We start from the raw sequence: 16,613 nt of genomic DNA, 5'->3' as shown, positions 1-16,613 counted from the left end.
GGATCTTGCCGCGGACACTCCCCCACTGCGACACTCGCCCCGATGAGCACACACGGCGTCCGCGACCCCCGCCCCTCCGACGTCGCGAGGCGCACCGTGCTCGGGGCGGCCTGGTCGACCCCGGTCGTCGCGGTCGCGACGGCCGCGCCGATGGCCGCGGCGAGCACCGCCGGGCTCACGGCCCGCCTGTCCTGGGACGGCCCGAGGGGCGTCCAGACGGAGTCGTCCCTCCTCTTCCTCACCCTGGAATCGCCCCCGCGCGGCACTCCGGTCGTCCGCGGGACCGGCACTCTCACCCTGACCGTCCTCGAGGAGTACGCCTTCTCCCCCGCGACGTCGGTCGTCGCGCCGGCGGGGTGGACGGTGATCAACGACAGCGGCCGGACGATCACGATCCTCGCCCCCGACGGCGTGACCGCGGGGACCAAGGGCTTCAACGTCGAGTGGGGTGAGCTGTCCGGCAACTGGACGACCACGGCCACCTGGACCGAGAGCGAGGTCACCGGCTCCGTCTCGTCGACCATCGAGGTCGGGCCGCGGGGCTTCCCCGTGCTCGAGTGGCTGACGAACCCCGCCGTCTTCGGCGGGACGTCGACGCTCCGGCTGCTGGTGCCCGCCGACTGCTACGCGATCGGCTACCCCGGTCTCCTGCTGATCCCCGCCGAGTTCTTCGACGCGTCGACGATCGCCCTGCCCTCGGGCTGGAGCGTCGTCGACGAGGACAGCGCCGCGTTCGCGTACCTCACCGGTCCGACCGTCGCCGGTGCGGCCGACTTCGCCTTCACGTTCGGCCCGGGCTCGACCACGACCAGCCCTGTCGTGCAGTGGATCTCCCCGATGGCACCGGGGACGACGCCGATCCAGCCCCGCCCGCCCCTCCGGCTCACGCCCGCCTGACGCGCCGCCGCCGGCGCGCGGCTGCCGCTGGGTCTCGATACGCGCCTGCGGCGCTACTCGACCAGCATGCAGGGCGCGGAGCCGCACGCAGCAGGCAGCGCACCCATGCTGATCGAGTAGCCCGCGCAGCGGGCGTATCGAGATCCACCATCACCGACACGTCAGGCGACGGCGGGTCTCGATACGCGCCTGCGGCGCTGCTCGACCAGCATGCAGAGGGCTCCGCCTCCGCCTGCTGCGGTGCGGCGCACCGCTCCGCCGGCTAGGCCGGGCTCGACTTCAGCAGCCGGGTCACCGCGATCATCGCGCCGCCCACCACCGCGGGGATCCCGCCGCCGGGGTGCACCGACGCTCCGACCCGCCACAGCCACGGCCGCAGGCGGTCGTGGTACGCGGGCCGGTGGAAGGGCCCACTCTGCCAGGAGGGCCGCGCCGCGCCGTAGAGCGCGCCGTGCGGTTCGCCGCCCTCGCCGTAGTACTGCGGATCGAGCACTGTCTGCTCGTCGAGGAGGTCGGTGAGGAGCCCGTCGAGCCCCATCGCCCGCGAGACGCGCTCGACCTCGCGCCGCACGAAGGGGTGCTCGGCGGCGTACCGGCCGCCGTCGGCGGGCGCGGTGAGCAGGACGCCGAGGGTGCTGTGCGGATTCGGGTACACCTCGCCCGCGCGGTACTGGTTGACGAACACCATGGTGTCCGCCGGCTCGTCGCCCGCCTCGAGGCTGCGGTGCAGCGCGGCGGGTCGGGTCGGCAGCACCACGCTGTGCGTCGCGATGCTCGCCGGCAGCTCCTCCCGCAGCACGCCGTACAGCGCGATCGCCGAGCAGGAGAGGGTGCGGGGGCGCAGGCGGGGCAGCGCCGGGATCCGCGACGGACCCGTCAGCGCCTCGAGCCGGTCGGCGTCCAGGGCGCTGACGACGAGGTCGGCCGGATAGCGCCCGGTATCCGTGGTGACCGACCCGCGCTCGATGCGGACGACCGCCTCGCCGGTGCGTACCTCGACGCCGGCCGCCTCGGCCAGCCGGCCCAGCGCCAGCACGATCTCGTAGACGCCGCCGCGGGGCACCCAGGCCCCGGTCTCGGCCATGATCGCGGGCATGCTCGCGTAGAGGGCGGGGGTGCGCGCAGGCGAGACACCCGCGTTCAGGGTGTGGATCGCGATGATCTCGCGCAGCCCGTCCGGCAGCCAGGGCAGGCCGTCGAGGTAGGCGCGCGTGGTGAGCCGCGAGCCGTAGACGGCCAGCAGCCGACGGAGCGCCGGGAGGGCGGCCCGGTCGAGCGGATCGGCGAGCAGCAGCTCGGTCACATCGTCGGCGAGGGGCGCGTGCAGCTCCGAGAACCGCCGCCAGGCCGGGTACCAGGGGTGATCCGGCGCGACCGGCAGCGAGGTCTCCTCGCCGTCGTAGTAGTAGCGGCCCACCTCGGGCATCCGCACCAGGTCGAGCCGGCCGGCGTCCCGGACGCGCTCGGGGGCGCACTCGCCGTCGCCGAGGCGCCGCAGCAGCTCGTCCCACACCGCCGGGAACGTCACCAGGGACGGCCCGGTGTCGATGCGGTCCTCGCCCAGCTGGAGGCGGCGGCTCTTGCCGCCGAGCTCGGCGGAGGCCTCCAGGAGGGTGACGCGGTGGCCGGCGTGCGCGAGCAGCGCGGCCGCGGTGAGCCCGCCGATCCCGCCGCCGACGACGACGACGCGGCTCATGCGGAGCCTCCCAGCACGATCGAGACCAGCAGCAGGACCCCGGTGAAGGAGCCCGCGATGTACGGGAAGGCGACCGACAGGCGGTAGAGCCGGTGACCGGTCTCCGGCGTCGGGTCGCGCAGCAGGCGCACGACGAGGACGCCGGCGATCAGGAGGTTGACCGCGGCGACGGGCACGCTCACCACGGCGAACAGCACCGTGGAGACGATCCACCAGGCTCCGCTCCACAGGGCCGTCCCGCGCGCCCCGAGCCGCACCGCGGTGGTGGTGATGCCCGCGTCGCGGTCCTCCACGATGTCCTGCACCGCGTCGAAGGCGTGCTTGGCCACGCTCCAGGCCATCAGCCCGAGGGCGGCCGGCCAGACCGGCGACACCTCGAAGGCGGCGGGCACGATGACCAGCGGCAGCGCGTAGGCCGCGTTGCTCAGCGAGTCGAGGAAGGGCCGCGCCTTGAAGCGCAGCGGCGGCGCGGAGTAGAAGACGAAGACGCCGGCGTAGAGCAGGATCGCGGCGTTCGCGAGCGGCGGCAGCGCGAGGAGGAAGTAGACGAGGAACGGGACGTTGGTCGCCGCGACGGCCCAGGTGATCAGCCGCACCTCGGACTGCCGGATCCTGGCGCCCTCGATCGAGCCCTTGCGGGGGTTGGACGCGTCCGTGTCCTGGTCGTAGACGTCGTTGACGCCGTAGATCAGCAGATTGAACGGCAGGGTGAGCCACAGGATGATCGGCAGCGCCCGCAGGTCGAACAGCGCGCCGGTGAGCCACACGGCGACGAGGCCGGAGCCGATGGTGTTGATCCAGAGCACCGGGCGCGAGATGTGCACGAGGCGGCGCACGACCGAGCCGATCGCGAGCGGTGCGGTGCTCGCCGTCCGCTCACTGCGATCAGTCACCCGCCCGAGGCTACCGGCCCCCTCGACGCGGGGTGATGACTTGCGGGCCACACTGGGGGGATGCGTATGATGCTCGCCACCGCCGGCACCCGGGGCGATGTGGAGCCGTTCGCGGCCCTCGCCCGGCACGCCGTCGCCCGCGGTCACGAGGTCCTGCTGGCCCTGCCCGACGACGCCGACGCCCCCGAGGGCGTGGACACCGTGGCCCTCGGCCTGAACGCTCGGCGGGTGCTCTCCCCCGCCGGCCGCACCCCGTGGGCGCTCGCGAACCACCTGCGCCGGGAGGTGCGGCCCGCGATGCAGCGGATGCTCGCCACCGCGGTGCGGGAGACGATCGCCTTCGAGCCCGACGTGGTGGTCCACCATCCGCTGATCCTCAGCGCGCCGATGGCGGCGGACGCGCTCGGCGTGCCTCGCGTGCTGGTGGAGTTCGCGCCGGTGGCCACTCCGAGCGAGCGGTTCCCCGCCGCCGGCGGTCCCACGGCCACCCGCGACCTGGGGGCCTACAACCGGCACACCTACGCCGTGCCGCGCAGCGCCGCCCGGCTCTTCGAGGCCGACGTGGCCCGCGCCGCCGCCGAGCTGCCGGGCGGCCGTCGTCCGGACCGGCGGTCGCCCTCGCGCGCGACGCTCATGGCGGTGAGCTCCGCGCTGCTGCCGCGCCCCGACGACTGGCCGGAGCGGGTGCACCAGACGGGAGCGTGGTTCGCGGAGTCGGCCGCGTCTCCCGACCCCGCGGTCGCCGAGTTCCTGGCCGGCGGACCCTTCCTCGTCGCGTCGTTCGGCTCGATGACGACTGGAGACGCCTCGGCTCGCGGCGACGCGATCGTCACGGCCGCCCGCGCCCACGGCGTGCGGGTGCTGCTCGTCACCGGGTGGGGCGGACTCGCGCTGCCGGCGGAGTGCCGCGGCCCCGACGTGCTGGCGGTGCGGTCGGCGCCGTTCGACGCGGTCCTTCCGGGTGCCGCGCTCGCCGTGCACCACGGCGGGGCCGGCACCTCGCACGCCGTCGCCCGGGCCGGCGTGCCCGCCGTCGTCGTGCCCGTCACCGCCGACCAGCCGTTCTGGGCCACCCAGCTGCACCGGCAGGGCCTGGCCGCCGCCCCGGTCCCGCTGCGCCGCCTCTCGGCCGCGACCCTCGTGCCCGCGATGAGCGACGCCCTGTCGCGGCGGGTGCGGGCGGCCGAGGTGGGCCGTCTCATGCGGAGCGAGCACGGGGTCCAGCGGGCGGTCGAGGTGCTCGAAGGGCTCTGAGGCGAGGCGGCCCGGTCGAGGACCGCGCGGAGGATCGGCTCGTGGACAGCGACAAGACCGAGGGCGATTCTCGGTGACCTGAGTGAAGACGACGGCGCGGGTCCGCCCGGAAGAATGGACGCGTGGATCAGGACAGCGTCAGCATCTCCTCCGAGCTCGCCCAGGTGTCGTCGCACTGGACGCCCCGGGTCGTCGGGCAGGTGAACGACCAGTACGTGAAGGTGGCCCGGCTCCTCGGCGAGCTCGTCTGGCACTCGCACGACGAGGAGGACGAGATGTTCCTCGTCGTCTCGGGCCGACTGCGCATCCAACTCGAGGACCGGCCCGACGTGCATCTCGCTCCCGGGGAGTTCTTCGTCGTCCCGCGCGGCGTGCGGCACAATCCCGTGGCCGAGGAGGAGGTCGAGATCGTGCTGATCGAGACCGTCACCACCGCACACACCGGCGACGTCGTCGTCGCCGGCACCGTGCCGATCGCCGCGCAGCTGAGCGGCTCCTCCCAGCCCGGGACCTGACCGCTCACTCGACGCGGGCGGAGCGGCTCGGCGGCGGTCCCTTCCCAGGACGGTCGCCGTCGGACCGCTCGCGCTCCGTGTGCGCCGGATCCGCGCGGCGAAGGCCGACCTCCGGGGACGCGGCCGGGCAGGCGTCCGTCGGGCTCCACCCCGGCAGGGCCGGCCCGGGCTGCTCGCTCGAAGCGGGCGCCCCCCTGCTCGACGCCGTATTCCGATCGCCGGGCCTCCGCCGGGGTGTACTCTCTCCTCATCTGAGGTAAAAAGCAGTCCGCGCTCGTCCGCGGCCTGCGCGCACACGCGGCATCGAGTGATCCGCCACTTCTTCCCCGTGAAGGAGTGCGCCCATGGTGCCCGACGCCCCCGATCCGCCCCGCGAGGCACGGCCCCACGCCGCCTGCGCGAGGAGCGGATCGCCCTCACCGGCCGGTCGGCCGCGCCCCTGCTCGGGATGCTCGACAGCTCGATCCTCACCGTCGCCCTGCCCACCCTCGGCCGCGACCTGCACGCGTCGACCGCGGGCCTCCAGCCGGTGACCGGCGCCTCCTCGGTCGAGACCGGCGGCCGCCGTCCTCGCGGGGACCGGCTTCGTGATCCGTCAGCGCACCGCCCGACCTCCTCCGCTTCCAGGACACGATCACCGTCGCCGCCCCGACCCTCGCTCTCGCCGCCGCGGTGCTCGTCGCCGCCGGCGCCCTCCGTTCCCGCACCACCTCGACCCAGGAGACCACCGATGTCCGACACTCTCACGCCGCCGCCCTTCGACCCCGAGCTCGCGACCTTCCTCGACCGGCTGCAGGAGCGCGGACCCTTCACCCTGACCACGGCGATGCTCCCGCGCATGCGCGAGCTGGAGACGACGGAGCACGAGCTCGACGACGCACTGCGCGCCCGCGGCCTCGAACGGCGCACTGTCACCGTCCCCGGGCACGACGGTGATCCGATCGACCTCGGCATCCTCCAGCGCGCCGGTCGCACCGGCACCGCCCCCTGCTTCTTCACCATTCACGGCGGCGGCATGATGTTCGGCCACTACCTCGGGAACCTCGACTCCTACGACGACTGGCTGCTCACCCACGACGTCGTCCTCGTCACCGTCGACTACCGCCTCGCCCCCGAGCACCCCGATCCCTACCCCGTGGAGGACTGCTACGCCGGTCTCGTCTGGACCGCCGAGCACGCCGACGCACTGGGCATCGACCCCGACCGCATCGTCATGGTCGGGCAGAGCGCCGGTGGCGGACTGGCCGCGGGCACCGCCCTGCTCGCGCGCGACCGCCGGGGACCGTCGATCCTGGCCCAGATCCTGATCTCCCCGATGCTCGACGACAGCGATTCGACCGTCTCGACGAGGCAGATCGACGGGATCGGCGTCGCCGACCGAGCCATGACCCGGTTCGGCTGGGACGCCTACCTCGGCGCCCGGCGCGGCGGCGAGGACGTCTCCGTCTACGCCGCGCCTGCACGAGCCGGCGATCTGTCCGGACTCCCCCAGGCCTACCTCGACTGCGGCAGCGCCGAGGTTTTCCGGGACGAGACGGTCGCCTACGCGAGCCGCCTCTGGGAAGCCGGAGTCGAGGCGGAGCTCCACGTCTGGCCCGGAGCGTTCCACGGCTTCACCAGCATGTTGCCCGGCGCCGAGCTGTCCCGCGCCGCCGTCACCGCGCTGGCCCGGTGGACGACCCGCCTCATGGAGGGACGACCGTGAGCGGCGAGCGGGCGGGGCGCTGAGCGGGTCGCGCGCCGCCCGTTCGCCGGGTCGGGTCGCGTCCCGCAGGGCGCGCCCGTCCTCCGAGAGGTCTGCGACCTGAGGGGGAGGCCCGCGCCGAGCCCCGCGGCTACCGTGGAGGGATGGCTTCGAACGAGAATCCCGCTGCGCCCGTCGCGGTCTGGTACTTCGTGGGGGCGACGTTCGTCGCCGCCCTGCCGATGATCCTGTTCCCGGATCTGCCCTGGCCGCTGCGCCTGTGCAGCATCGCGCTCGCGCTCGCCCTGATCGCGGGCGGCGGCGCGCAGCTGCGCCGCGAGAAGCGCGGCGCCGACCGCGGCGTCGACCAGCCGCCCGAGGCGTAGCGCCGGCCTCTGCAGCACGCGAGCGCCGCCGCGCCCGGCTTCCCCGGTCGAGAGCGTCGACTCCCTCATCCCGGACCCTCTCGACTCCGCTGTGCGACACCGGCGGGGCAGGGCGGATGATGGTCAGGTGAACCGCACCGATCGTCTCTACGGGCTCGTCGAGGAGCTGCGAGCGGTCTCGCCCCGGCCGCGGAGCGCACGCCGCCTCGCCGAGCGGTTCGAGGTGTCCGTGCGGACCATCGAGCGGGACCTGTCCGCGCTGCAGCAGTCCGGACTGCCGATCTGGGCGGAGCCGGGCCGGACGGGCGGCTACGTCATCGACGCGTCCGCGACCCTCGGCCCGGCGGGATTCACCCTCGACGAGGCCCTCGCCGTGCTGATCGGCCTCAGCGCGCTGGAGCGCAGTCCCTTCCGGCACGCAGCCCGGACCGCCGCCCGGAAGACGCTCGCGGTCCTGCCGGACGGGGAGGCCGCCCGTGTCGGCGCGGTCGCCTCGCGGGTGCACTTCCTCGAGAGCGAGGAGGAACCGGTTGTTCCGGCGGAGTTCGCGACGGCCCTCCGAGCGGATCGGGTCGTCCGGCTCCGCTACCGGGACAGCAGCGGTGCGGAGTCCGTGCGCGAGGTCGAACCGCTGGGCTCGATCGGGAAGGAGGAGCACTGGTACCTGATCGCCTGGTGCCGGCTGCGCGAGGGGGTCCGCGCGTTCCGCGGCGACCGCATGCTGTCGGTCGAGGTGACCGAGGAGCGGACCCCGCAGCGCACCCTCCGAGCCGAGGACCTCGCGCTCCAGTACGGACGGCTGCGGTCCGTCATCGACGGCTGATCCGGCGCGCGGATCTCCCGGAGACGCCGACGATCTCCGGAAACACCGACAGGACGGTGTCGCGACGACCGGCGAGCCTGGTGGGACGACCTCACCCTCACCAGCCTCACCCTCACCACTGAAGGAGCTCCATGTCGTTCACCTCCCTCCGCATCGTCACCGACGACCTCGAAGGCCTCGTCGCCTTCTACGAGAAGGTCATCGGCCGACCAGCCGAGCGCCCGGCGCCGGTCTTCGCGCAGTTCACCGGAGCGGGCGCGACCCTCGCCATCGCCCACACCGCGACGGTCGGGATGCTCCACGGCGCCGTCGCCCCTGCGTCGAACCACTCCGTCCTGCTCGAGTTCGAGGTGGCCGACGTGGACCGCGCCTTCACCGAGCTCGGACCCGGGAGCGAGGACGTGGTGCTCGCGCCGACCACGATGCCGTGGGGCAACCGCTCCGCCCTCGTCCGCGACCCGGACGGCAACGTCGTCAATCTGTTCAGCAGGCCCGCCCGCCCCGGACCTCCTCCGACGCCCTCTTCCGGACATGACCGCTAGCGCCGGAATCGAACCTCGAGGCGCGCGTTCTCCGCGCCTCGACGACCGGTGACCGACCACTCATCCCACGCCGGAAGCATGGACGCGCCCGCCGCCCGAGACCGCAGACGAACAGGACAGTGGAAGCGGCGACGTGACGGAAGGATCCGTGTCCGTATCAGCGGTTCACCGGGTGGCGGGGCGGCGGCCGGCCTCACCCTTCAGGAGGCGTTCCGCCGCACTCTCGACACGACACCGATGGCCTACCTCCGGCGGCAGCGGCTCGAGCGGGTCCGCGAGGAACTGCTCGTCGCCGCGCCGGGAGCTGTCAGCGTGACCGAGGTGGCCACTCGATGGGGGTTCATCCACCTCAGCCGATTCGCCGCCGGCTATCGCGCAGCGTTCTCCGAGAACCCCTCCGACACCCTCCGCTCGTAGCGCGCGTCGAGCAGAGGCCGACGTCACAGCATGGGCAGCCGGCGCGGTCGCGGGCCGCGGGGGAACGCGGCGTCGATCCGGTCGAGTTCGGCGGTGCTGAGCTTCAGCGCGCCCGCCCCTGCATTGTCGGCGGCGTGCGCGGCGGTGGAGGCCTTGGGGATGGCGAAGACGGCCGGCCGGCGCACGAGGAAGCGCAGTGCGACCTGCCGGACGCTCGCGCCGTGCTCCGCCGCGATCTGCTCCAGCACGCGGCCCCCCGGCGTCCGCGGATCGGGGAAGCGGTCGTGACCGAAGGGACTGTACGCGACGACGGCGACGCCCCGCCGCTCGCACCACGGGAGCACGGCGTGCTCGATCGCGCGCTCCTCGAGGTGGTACAGCACCTGATTGCAGGCGAGGTGTCCTTCCCCGCCCGACCGCCAGGCCTCCTCCAGATCGTCGACATCGAAGTTGCTCACGCCCCACGACCGGATCTTGCCCTGCTCGCGCAGCTGCTCGAAGCCGGCGAACGTCTCCTCCAGGGGGTGCGAGCCGCGCCAGTGCAGGAGGTAGCAGTCCAGCGTGTCGGTGCCCAACCGCGTCAGCGTGCGCTCGCACGCCGCCACCACTCCGGCACGCGAGGCGTTGCTCGGGAGCACCTTCGAGACGAGGAAGACCTCGTCCCGCCGGCCGTTGATCGCCGCACCGACCACCGGCTCGGCGTCGCCGTACATCTCGGCGGTGTCGATGTGCGTCATGCCGCTGTCGATCCCGTGACGCAGCGCGGCCACGGCGGTCGGGCGGTGGGCATCGTCGATGTACCAGGTGCCCTGCCCGATCACGGAGACCTCCGACGGAGGGCGGCCGAAGGGGCGGTGCTCCATGAGCGTCGTCCTGCCGCGCCTACGCGGGCTGCTTCTCGGCGACGACATCGACCTCTTCGACGGGGGGCTCCCCGAACAGGACCCCGGTGTTCTCGCCGAGCGCTCGGCCGACCTCGCCCGACAGGTGCGCCTGGCGCCCGGAGTCGTCGGGGAACGCGTCGAAGATGCCGAACGACGTGGGTCCGAACTCCAGCGCGAACCACCGGACCGTCTTCGGCTCCCCTTCCACGATCGTCAGCCCCTGGTTCAGGAACGCCCGCAGGTCGTCCGCCTTGCCGGGCATCGCCTCCAGACGGACGAGGAGTGCCTTGCTCACCTGGGTTGCCATCATCGGTCTCCCTTGCTCATTCGGGTCGCCATCATCGGTCTTCCTTGCTGGTCGGCGCAACCGGCCCTGGATCACGTCCACCCGGTGACGGAACCGCCTCTGCTCCTCGGGTGGAGCGGGAGCGGTTCCTCGACGCTCAGGGTCGGAAGACCGCCCGCACGCACCCGTCGGTCTTCTCCTTGAACATGGCGTAGCCGGCGGGGCCGTCCTCGAGCGGCAGGACGTGCGTGGCGAGGTGCTCGGTGACGATCTCGTCCCGCGCCATCCGCTCGAGGAGCATCGGGATGTACCGGTGCCCGTGCTGCTGAGCGGATCGGAGCGTGAGGCCCTTGTTCATCACCGCCCCCAGGGGGAACTTGTCGACGAAGCCGCCGAAGACGCCCAGCACGAAGACGCTGCCGCCCTTGCGCGCGGCGAAGATCGCCTCACGCACGGCGGTGGGCCTGTCCGTCTGCAGCCGCAGCTGCTGCTTCAGCTGGTCGTAGGCGAAGTCGGGTCCGTCGCGGTGCGCCTCCATGCCGACCGCCTCGATGCACACGTCGGGGCCGCGTCCGCCCGTCAGCTCGCGGAGCTCGGCCGTCACCTCGCTGGTCTCGTAGTTCATGGTCTCCGCGCCGATGACCTGCTCGACCTGGGTCAGCCGCTCCTGGAAGCGGTCGATCACGATGACGCGCTCGGCGCCGAGCAGCAGCGACGCGCGCGCCGCCATCTGCCCGACACCGCCGGCGCCCCAGACCGCGACGGTGTCTCCGGGCCGGACGCCGCCGAGGTCCGCTCCCATCCATCCGGTCGGAGCGGCGTCGGAGGCGAAGAGCGCCCGCTGGTCGCTGATCCCGTCGGGAACGGGGAAGGCGCCCTGGTCCGCGTACGGCACGCGGATGTACTCGGCGTGGCTGCCGGCCCACCCGCCCAGCGCGTGGGAGTAGCCGTAGCAGCCGCCGGGCGCCTGGCCCCAGAGCATCTCGGGGATCCCCGCGTTCGGGTTGCCGTTGTCGCACAGGGAGTAGAGCTCGTTGCGGCAGTACCAGCACTTCCCGCAGCTGATGAACGAGCAGACCACGACACGGTCGCCGACCTGGTGCTTCGTGACGGCGGATCCGACCTCGACGATCTCGCCGAGGAACTCGTGCCCGAGCACGTCGCCCGCTCGCATGGTCGGGACGTACCCGCCGAGCAGGTGGAGATCCGAGCCGCAGCTCGTGCTCAGGGTCACCTTGACGATCGCGTCCTGAGCATTGAGGATCCCGGGATCCTCGACGGTCTCGACCGAGAGCTCGTTCACTCCGGTCCAGCACAGAGCCTTCACAGCACACCTCCGCCTTTCGCCTCGTCCTTTGCCTTGTCGACCACGCCACCGAGCAGCGTGCGCGGACGTTCTCCGTGCGGTCTCGGCGTGGCGCGGAGGATCTCGCCCGTCTCGAAGACCTGCTTCGCGTCGCGCAGAGCCTCCCGCAGCGCCTTGCCCGGATCGCGGTCCTCGCTGAGATCGACCCCGTCGCGGACTCGCGCATGGACTTCGAAGCCCTTGTCCCCGGGAGCCGGGTCGATGCGGATGTCGAGCGACTCCGCCAGACGCTCCAGCGGCTCGGGATACCCGCCGACGGCGAAGTCCTCGGCGTCGCCCAGCACGGTGACGGCCTTCCACCCCTGGGGATGCGCTCCGTCCCCGTCCGACTCGCGCTCCTTCTTCACCAGGGAACGGGCGACGAGGCCGGCCGCGACACCCACGATGCCGACGGCGGCAGCCACCTTGCCGGCCATGGTCACGCCGCCTTTCCCGGCTTGAGGACGACCTTGGTCCAGCCGTCGTCGCGGTTGTCGAAGTGCTCGTAGGCGTCCGGTGCCTGCTCGAGCGGCAGCTCGTGACTGACGATGAAGGACGGCGTCGCCTTACCCGCGGCGATCAGGTCGCGGAGCCGGCGGTTGTACTTCTTGACGGGCGCCTGCCCGGTTCCCATGGTCTGGCCCTTGAACCAGTGCAGGCCGATGTCGAAGGCGATCCGCCCCTCCTTCGCGAGCTCGTCGGGGCCGCCGGGATCCTGCGGCACGAAGACGCCGACGGTGCCGATCCGCCCGGTGAAGCGCACCGACTGGACCAGGCGGTTCAGCGTGAGGTTCGGCTGCTCGTCGCCGCCGGGGTCGTGCGCCTGATAGCCGACGCACTCGCAGCCGTTGTCGGCGCCGAGCCCCATCGTGTGCTCCAGCACGGCCTCCACGGGATCGACTTTCGAGTCGTCGATCGCGATCGCGCCGAGGGACTCCGCCAGTCGAAGACGATCCGGATGCCGATCGACGACCATGACTCGGCTCGCACCCTTGATGGTGGCGGACAGCGCGGCCATCAGGCCGACGGGGCCGGCACCGTAGATCACGGTCTGGTCCCCCGGCTTCACCCCCGCCATCTCCGTCGCGTGATAGCCGGTCGGGAAGATGTCGGCCAGCATCACGTAGTCGGCGGACTTCTCCTCCGCGTCCTCTCCCAGGCGGAGGCAGTTGAAGTCGCCCCAGGGCACCCGCAGCAGCTCGGCCTGGCCGCCGGCCCACGGCCCCATGTCGGCGAAGCCGTAGGCCGCGCCGGCCCATTCCGGGACGGGCTGAGCGGTGAGGCAGTAGTTGGTCAGCCCGCGCTCGCAGTTCTTGCAGTGCCCGCACGCCACATTGAACGGCAGGACGACGTGGTCCCCCACCGCGACCTTGTCGACGCCGTCGCCGACCTCGATCACCTCGCCCATGTTCTCGTGACCGAACCACCGCCCGGTCTCGAAGCTGGTGCGCCCCTCGTACATGTGCAGGTCGGACCCGCAGATGTTCGTGGTCGTGATGCGCACCAGCACGTCGGTGGAGCGCTCGATGCGCGCATCCGGGACGTCTCTCACCGCGACTGTGCGCGGCCCCTCGTACACCACTGCTCTCATGCTCGTTTCCCTCCCGTGCGTGACGTTCCGTGGAAGCCGCCGCAGGTCGGTCGACCCGGCGACACCTCGATCTCACGCCCTGCGGGACGAAAGGCACCATCGGCAGGACTGCCGATGCGGTCCTCCGTCGAGGGGGTCCCCGTGAAGGGGCTCCTGGTGGTACCCCAGTAGCAACGGTCTTCGGACAATTCCTTCGCTTCCCCTGCCCCCGGTCCTGAGGTGGTCGAGTCCCGTGTCACGCACTGCTGCGCTCCAGCTCGCCGAGACGGCCGCGCGCCCCGGCCCGGTCCGCGAGCGGGCTCAGGCGATGCTGGACGAGCTGCACCACCACCTCCCCTTCGACGGTGCGTGGCTGGCGCTGGCCGAGCCGAACGGCACGGGATACCGCTCGGTCGCCAGCACCGACCTCGACGAGTCCTGCGTCCGCTACCTCAGCGGCCCGCAGATGGCGCACGACATCGAGAGGACCGGTGCCGATCGCGAACGGCCTCCCACCAGCCTGTCGGACGTCCCCTACTCGCCGCGGGACCTGCAGACCTGGGCGGAGTGCCTGCTCCCCGCGGGATTTCACGAGACCCTGTCCGTCGCCCTGTTCGAGGACGGGGGCCGGCACGTGGGCTTCATGACGGTGCTGTTCCGGAGCGCGGAACCGCCGTCGCCGGCGATCCGCCGACGCCTCGCACGACTCCTGCCGACGCTCACCTCGGGCATCGACCCCGTCCGCTCGCTCGCCGCGTCGGCCTCGGTCGTCGGCGGAGCCGGAGCAGGCGTGGTCCTCCTCCCCGACCACGGCGTCACCTCCCTTCCGGGCCTCTCCGCGGACGAGCTGCTCACCGCCGATTCGGCTCTGATCGACGCCGCGAGGGAGGCCCTCGCCGAGGGGCAGAACTACGCCTCGTTCCTCTGGCCCCGCGGACGCCGGCGGTCGCCGGACGGCTACGTGCGGGTGACGGTGCTGGCCTGCGAGAGAGAACTGGCCGCAGTGACCCGCGGAGTCGTCGTGCTCTCCCCCGCGACGCGCCTGCGGGGCCTGACACCACGGGAGCTGGAGGTGCTGGGCCACGTGATCGAGGGGTGCTCCAATCTCGAGATCGCCCGGGCGCTGAGAGTCGCTCCCCGCACGGTCGCCGCTCACCTCGAGCACATCCTGGTCAAGCTGGACGCCACGTCGCGCACGCTCGCCGCCGTCCGCGCCGAGCGCGCCGGCCTCTACGTCCCCCTCTCACGAGCCCGGGCCGGGTGAGTCCACCCCGGATGAGCTCCGTGTGGGGCATCACTGCACTGCGCGACCGGGCGAACCACCGTTCAGAAAGGAACCGTCATGTCCCACCTGTCCGTCAAGGCCGGTGTCGCCGCACTCGTCGGGGCAGCCGTCGCGGCGATCACCGCGCTCCTCGGTGTCCCCGATCTGTCGCCTCTGCTCGGCTGGGCGATCGCCGCGGCGGTGTTCCTCGTCTGGGCCTGGTCGACGGCGTGGCCGGCCGACCCCGAGCGCACCCGTGACCTCGCCCGCCACGAGGACCGGTCCCGGAAGCTGGTCGACTCGCTCATCATCACCGCCACCTTCCTCAGCCTCGTCCTCGTGGTCGTCGCGCTCCTCCGCAGCCAGCAGAAGGACCCCGTCGGATCCGCGGCCGCGATCCTCGCGGTCGTCGGGGTCGTCGCGGCCTGGGCGCTCATCAACACCGTCTACGCCTTCAAATACGCGCGCATGTACTACCTCGACGACCGCCACCGCTTCGACTTCGACCAGGACGAGGACCCGTCCTACAGCGACTTCGCCTACACCGCCTTCTCGATCGGCATGGCCTACAGCGCGAGCAACATCACCCAGTCCTCCACCCCCTCACGCCGCATCGCGCTGGCCCACGCTCTGCTGTCCTACTTCTTCGGCACCTTCGTCGTCGCCGTCGCCATCAACCTGATCACCGGCCTCACCCAGGGAGGGTGAGGAGCGCGGTGCTCGAGGTCGAGAAGGAGCGACGGTCGGCCGCGGACCGGGACCGAGGCCTCGACCTCCGGTCCCTCGGCCGGCCGGCGGTCACCGGATCGGAGGAGCGCGAGATTCGGAGTGCCCCGCGTTCGTGACCACCATGACGCGGCGCCGCGTCCTCTCCCTCACCACCGAGACGCGAAGCGGCTTCGCCGCTCCTGGGAGAGATCACCTGGTCCGTAGGGGGAAGAGCTTGCTGATCGAGTAGCCCGCGCAGCGGACGCATCCCTTCCATGCTGATCGAGTAGCCCGCGCAGCGGGCGTATCGAGATCCACCACCGTCGGAACGCGAGTCTGCAGAGCCACCCTGCTGGTAGTGGCGGGTCTCGATACGCCCCTGCGGGGCTCCTCGACCAGCATGGGCGGGGCGGGGCCGCCGTCGCCGACCCGCTCAGCCGAGCAGGTCGAGGCCGCCCTCGGTCACGACGGCCCGCACCTCGGTCAGGTAGCGCCGGGCCTGCTCGGTGAGGGGGATCGCGGAATGCCCGATCCAGCCGATCTCGATGCGCTCGTCGACGTCGAGCGGGACGGCGACGATGGCCGGGTCGAGGTCGTCGCTGATGATCCCGGTCGAGATGGTGTAGCCGTCGAGGCCGATCATCAGATTGAAGATCGTCGCCCGGTCGGACACCCGGATCTCCCGGTCGCTCGACAGCGTGGACAGGATCTCCTCGGCGAAGTAGAAGGAGTTGTCCGCCCCCTGGTCGAAGGTGAGCCGCGGCAGGTCGGCGAGATCGGTGAGGGTGACCCGCTCGCGCGAGGCCAGCGGGTTCCTCCGCGAGACGAAGATGTGCGGCAGGGCGAGGAAGAGGGGATGGAAGGCGAGCCCCGCGTCCCGGAGGATCTTGTCGATGACGTCCCGGTTGAAGTCGTTCCGGTACAGGATCCCCAGCTCGCTGCGGAGAGTGCGGACGTCCTCGATGATGTCGCGGGTGCGGGTCTCGCGCAGCGAGAACTCGTACTTCTCCCCCTCCGTGCCCCGGACCATCCGGACGAAGGCGTCCACGGCGAACGAGTAGTGCTGGGTGGAGACCCCGAGCAGGCGCCGCGACGGCGGACGCCCCAGGTAGCGCTGCTCGAGGAGCGCCACCTGCTCGATGACCTGCCGGGCGTAGCCGAGGAACTCGGTCCCCTCGGTGGTGAGCGTGACCCCGCGCGCGACGCGGACGAGGAGGGCGCGTCCCACCCGGGTCTCGAGGTCCTTCATCGCCGCGGACATGGTCGGTTGGGCGACGTAGAGCAGATCGGCCGCAGCGGAGATCGACCCCTCGGAGGCGACCTCGACGAAGTAGTGCAGCTGCTGGAGCGAGATCCCGCCCGTTCGACGTGCCATAGGTCGGGACTATACCTCGGCATAGTCGCGCCGGATTCTTCGATGCCTCCCGGTGACGGGCACTCTGGTCCCGC

The 16,613-nt window shown here is 72.2% G+C and carries 18 protein-coding genes; 10 read left to right on the top strand and 8 right to left on the bottom strand.

The annotated features are described in order from the left end of the window. Positions 1-42: 42 nt before the first annotated feature. On the top strand, positions 43-897 hold the full coding sequence (locus MT351_RS17425; protein ID WP_243582841.1) for a hypothetical protein: 855 nt from the start codon (positions 43-45) through the stop codon (positions 895-897). Between the two features lie 262 nt (positions 898-1,159). Here MT351_RS17425 and MT351_RS17420 read toward each other — a convergent pair whose 3' ends face one another. Both MT351_RS17420 and MT351_RS17415 read right to left on the bottom strand, forming a co-directional pair. Beyond that, a complete protein-coding gene (locus MT351_RS17420) occupies positions 1,160-2,593 on the bottom strand; it encodes an NAD(P)/FAD-dependent oxidoreductase (protein WP_243582840.1) in 1,434 nt (477 codons plus the stop codon). Continuing rightward, positions 2,590-3,486, bottom strand: a complete 897-nt coding sequence (locus MT351_RS17415) for a UbiA family prenyltransferase (RefSeq protein WP_243582839.1) — start codon at positions 3,484-3,486, stop codon at positions 2,590-2,592. The genes MT351_RS17420 and MT351_RS17415 overlap by 4 nt, the downstream gene beginning before the upstream one ends. 60 nt (positions 3,487-3,546) lie before the next feature. Here MT351_RS17415 and MT351_RS17410 point away from each other — a divergent pair, with 60 nt between their 5' ends. From MT351_RS17410 to MT351_RS17380, 7 genes are all read left to right on the top strand, one after another. Further along, a complete protein-coding gene (locus tag MT351_RS17410) occupies positions 3,547-4,740 on the top strand; it encodes a glycosyltransferase (protein WP_243582838.1) in 1,194 nt (397 codons plus the stop codon). A gap of 122 nt (positions 4,741-4,862) precedes the next feature. Continuing rightward, on the top strand, positions 4,863-5,255 hold the full coding sequence (locus tag MT351_RS17405) for a cupin domain-containing protein (protein ID WP_165909044.1): 393 nt from the start codon (positions 4,863-4,865) through the stop codon (positions 5,253-5,255). Between the two features lie 730 nt (positions 5,256-5,985). After that, positions 5,986-6,960: an alpha/beta hydrolase gene (locus tag MT351_RS17400; protein WP_243582837.1), complete on the top strand. Its 975-nt coding sequence runs from the start codon at positions 5,986-5,988 to the stop codon at positions 6,958-6,960. A 143-nt stretch (positions 6,961-7,103) separates the two neighbouring features. Then, positions 7,104-7,325 carry a hypothetical protein gene (locus tag MT351_RS17395; RefSeq protein ID WP_123735641.1) on the top strand — a complete coding sequence of 74 codons (222 nt, stop codon included), beginning with the start codon at positions 7,104-7,106 and terminating at the stop codon, positions 7,323-7,325. Between the two features lie 127 nt (positions 7,326-7,452). Beyond that, positions 7,453-8,148 (top strand): YafY family protein, encoded by a 696-nt coding sequence (locus MT351_RS17390; RefSeq protein WP_123735642.1) that lies wholly within the window; start codon positions 7,453-7,455, stop codon positions 8,146-8,148. 131 nt (positions 8,149-8,279) lie between these two features. Further along, positions 8,280-8,690 carry a VOC family protein gene (locus MT351_RS17385; protein ID WP_123735643.1) on the top strand — a complete coding sequence of 137 codons (411 nt, stop codon included), beginning with the start codon at positions 8,280-8,282 and terminating at the stop codon, positions 8,688-8,690. Positions 8,691-8,768: 78 nt separating this feature from the next. Continuing rightward, positions 8,769-9,107: a helix-turn-helix domain-containing protein gene (locus MT351_RS17380; RefSeq protein WP_243582836.1), complete on the top strand. Its 339-nt coding sequence runs from the start codon at positions 8,769-8,771 to the stop codon at positions 9,105-9,107. A gap of 23 nt (positions 9,108-9,130) precedes the next feature. Here MT351_RS17380 and MT351_RS17375 read toward each other — a convergent pair whose 3' ends face one another. The 5 genes from MT351_RS17375 to MT351_RS17355 all read right to left on the bottom strand — a co-directional run bounded on the left by MT351_RS17375 (position 9,131) and on the right by MT351_RS17355 (position 13,174). Then, positions 9,131-9,970 carry an aldo/keto reductase gene (locus MT351_RS17375; protein ID WP_243582835.1) on the bottom strand — a complete coding sequence of 280 codons (840 nt, stop codon included), beginning with the start codon at positions 9,968-9,970 and terminating at the stop codon, positions 9,131-9,133. 19 nt (positions 9,971-9,989) lie between these two features. Continuing rightward, entirely contained in the window at positions 9,990-10,298 is a 309-nt protein-coding gene (locus MT351_RS17370; RefSeq protein WP_374204786.1) for a putative quinol monooxygenase, read from the bottom strand. Between the two features lie 136 nt (positions 10,299-10,434). After that, positions 10,435-11,604, bottom strand: coding sequence for a zinc-dependent alcohol dehydrogenase (locus MT351_RS17365; protein ID WP_243582833.1), 1,170 nt, complete (start codon positions 11,602-11,604; stop codon positions 10,435-10,437). Then, on the bottom strand, positions 11,601-12,059 hold the full coding sequence (locus MT351_RS17360) for a hypothetical protein (RefSeq protein WP_243582832.1): 459 nt from the start codon (positions 12,057-12,059) through the stop codon (positions 11,601-11,603). The genes MT351_RS17365 and MT351_RS17360 overlap by 4 nt, the downstream gene beginning before the upstream one ends. 2 nt (positions 12,060-12,061) lie before the next feature. After that, on the bottom strand, positions 12,062-13,174 hold the full coding sequence (locus tag MT351_RS17355; RefSeq protein ID WP_374204784.1) for a glutathione-independent formaldehyde dehydrogenase: 1,113 nt from the start codon (positions 13,172-13,174) through the stop codon (positions 12,062-12,064). 271 nt (positions 13,175-13,445) lie between these two features. Here MT351_RS17355 and MT351_RS20390 point away from each other — a divergent pair, with 271 nt between their 5' ends. Then, positions 13,446-14,456 carry a LuxR C-terminal-related transcriptional regulator gene (locus MT351_RS20390; RefSeq protein ID WP_243582830.1) on the top strand — a complete coding sequence of 337 codons (1,011 nt, stop codon included), beginning with the start codon at positions 13,446-13,448 and terminating at the stop codon, positions 14,454-14,456. Between the two features lie 78 nt (positions 14,457-14,534). Continuing rightward, a complete protein-coding gene (locus MT351_RS17345; protein WP_243582829.1) occupies positions 14,535-15,164 on the top strand; it encodes a DUF1345 domain-containing protein in 630 nt (209 codons plus the stop codon). Positions 15,165-15,597: 433 nt separating this feature from the next. On the opposite strand, the gene MT351_RS17340 is transcribed toward MT351_RS17345, so the two are convergent. Continuing rightward, entirely contained in the window at positions 15,598-16,539 is a 942-nt protein-coding gene (locus MT351_RS17340; RefSeq protein WP_243582828.1) for a LysR family transcriptional regulator, read from the bottom strand. Positions 16,540-16,613 lie beyond the last annotated feature (74 nt).

Source organism: Rathayibacter sp. VKM Ac-2926 (genome assembly GCF_022815565.1).
Lineage (GTDB): Bacteria > Actinomycetota > Actinomycetes > Actinomycetales > Microbacteriaceae > Rathayibacter > Rathayibacter festucae.
This window is presented reverse-complemented; position numbering and strand designations above follow the sequence as displayed.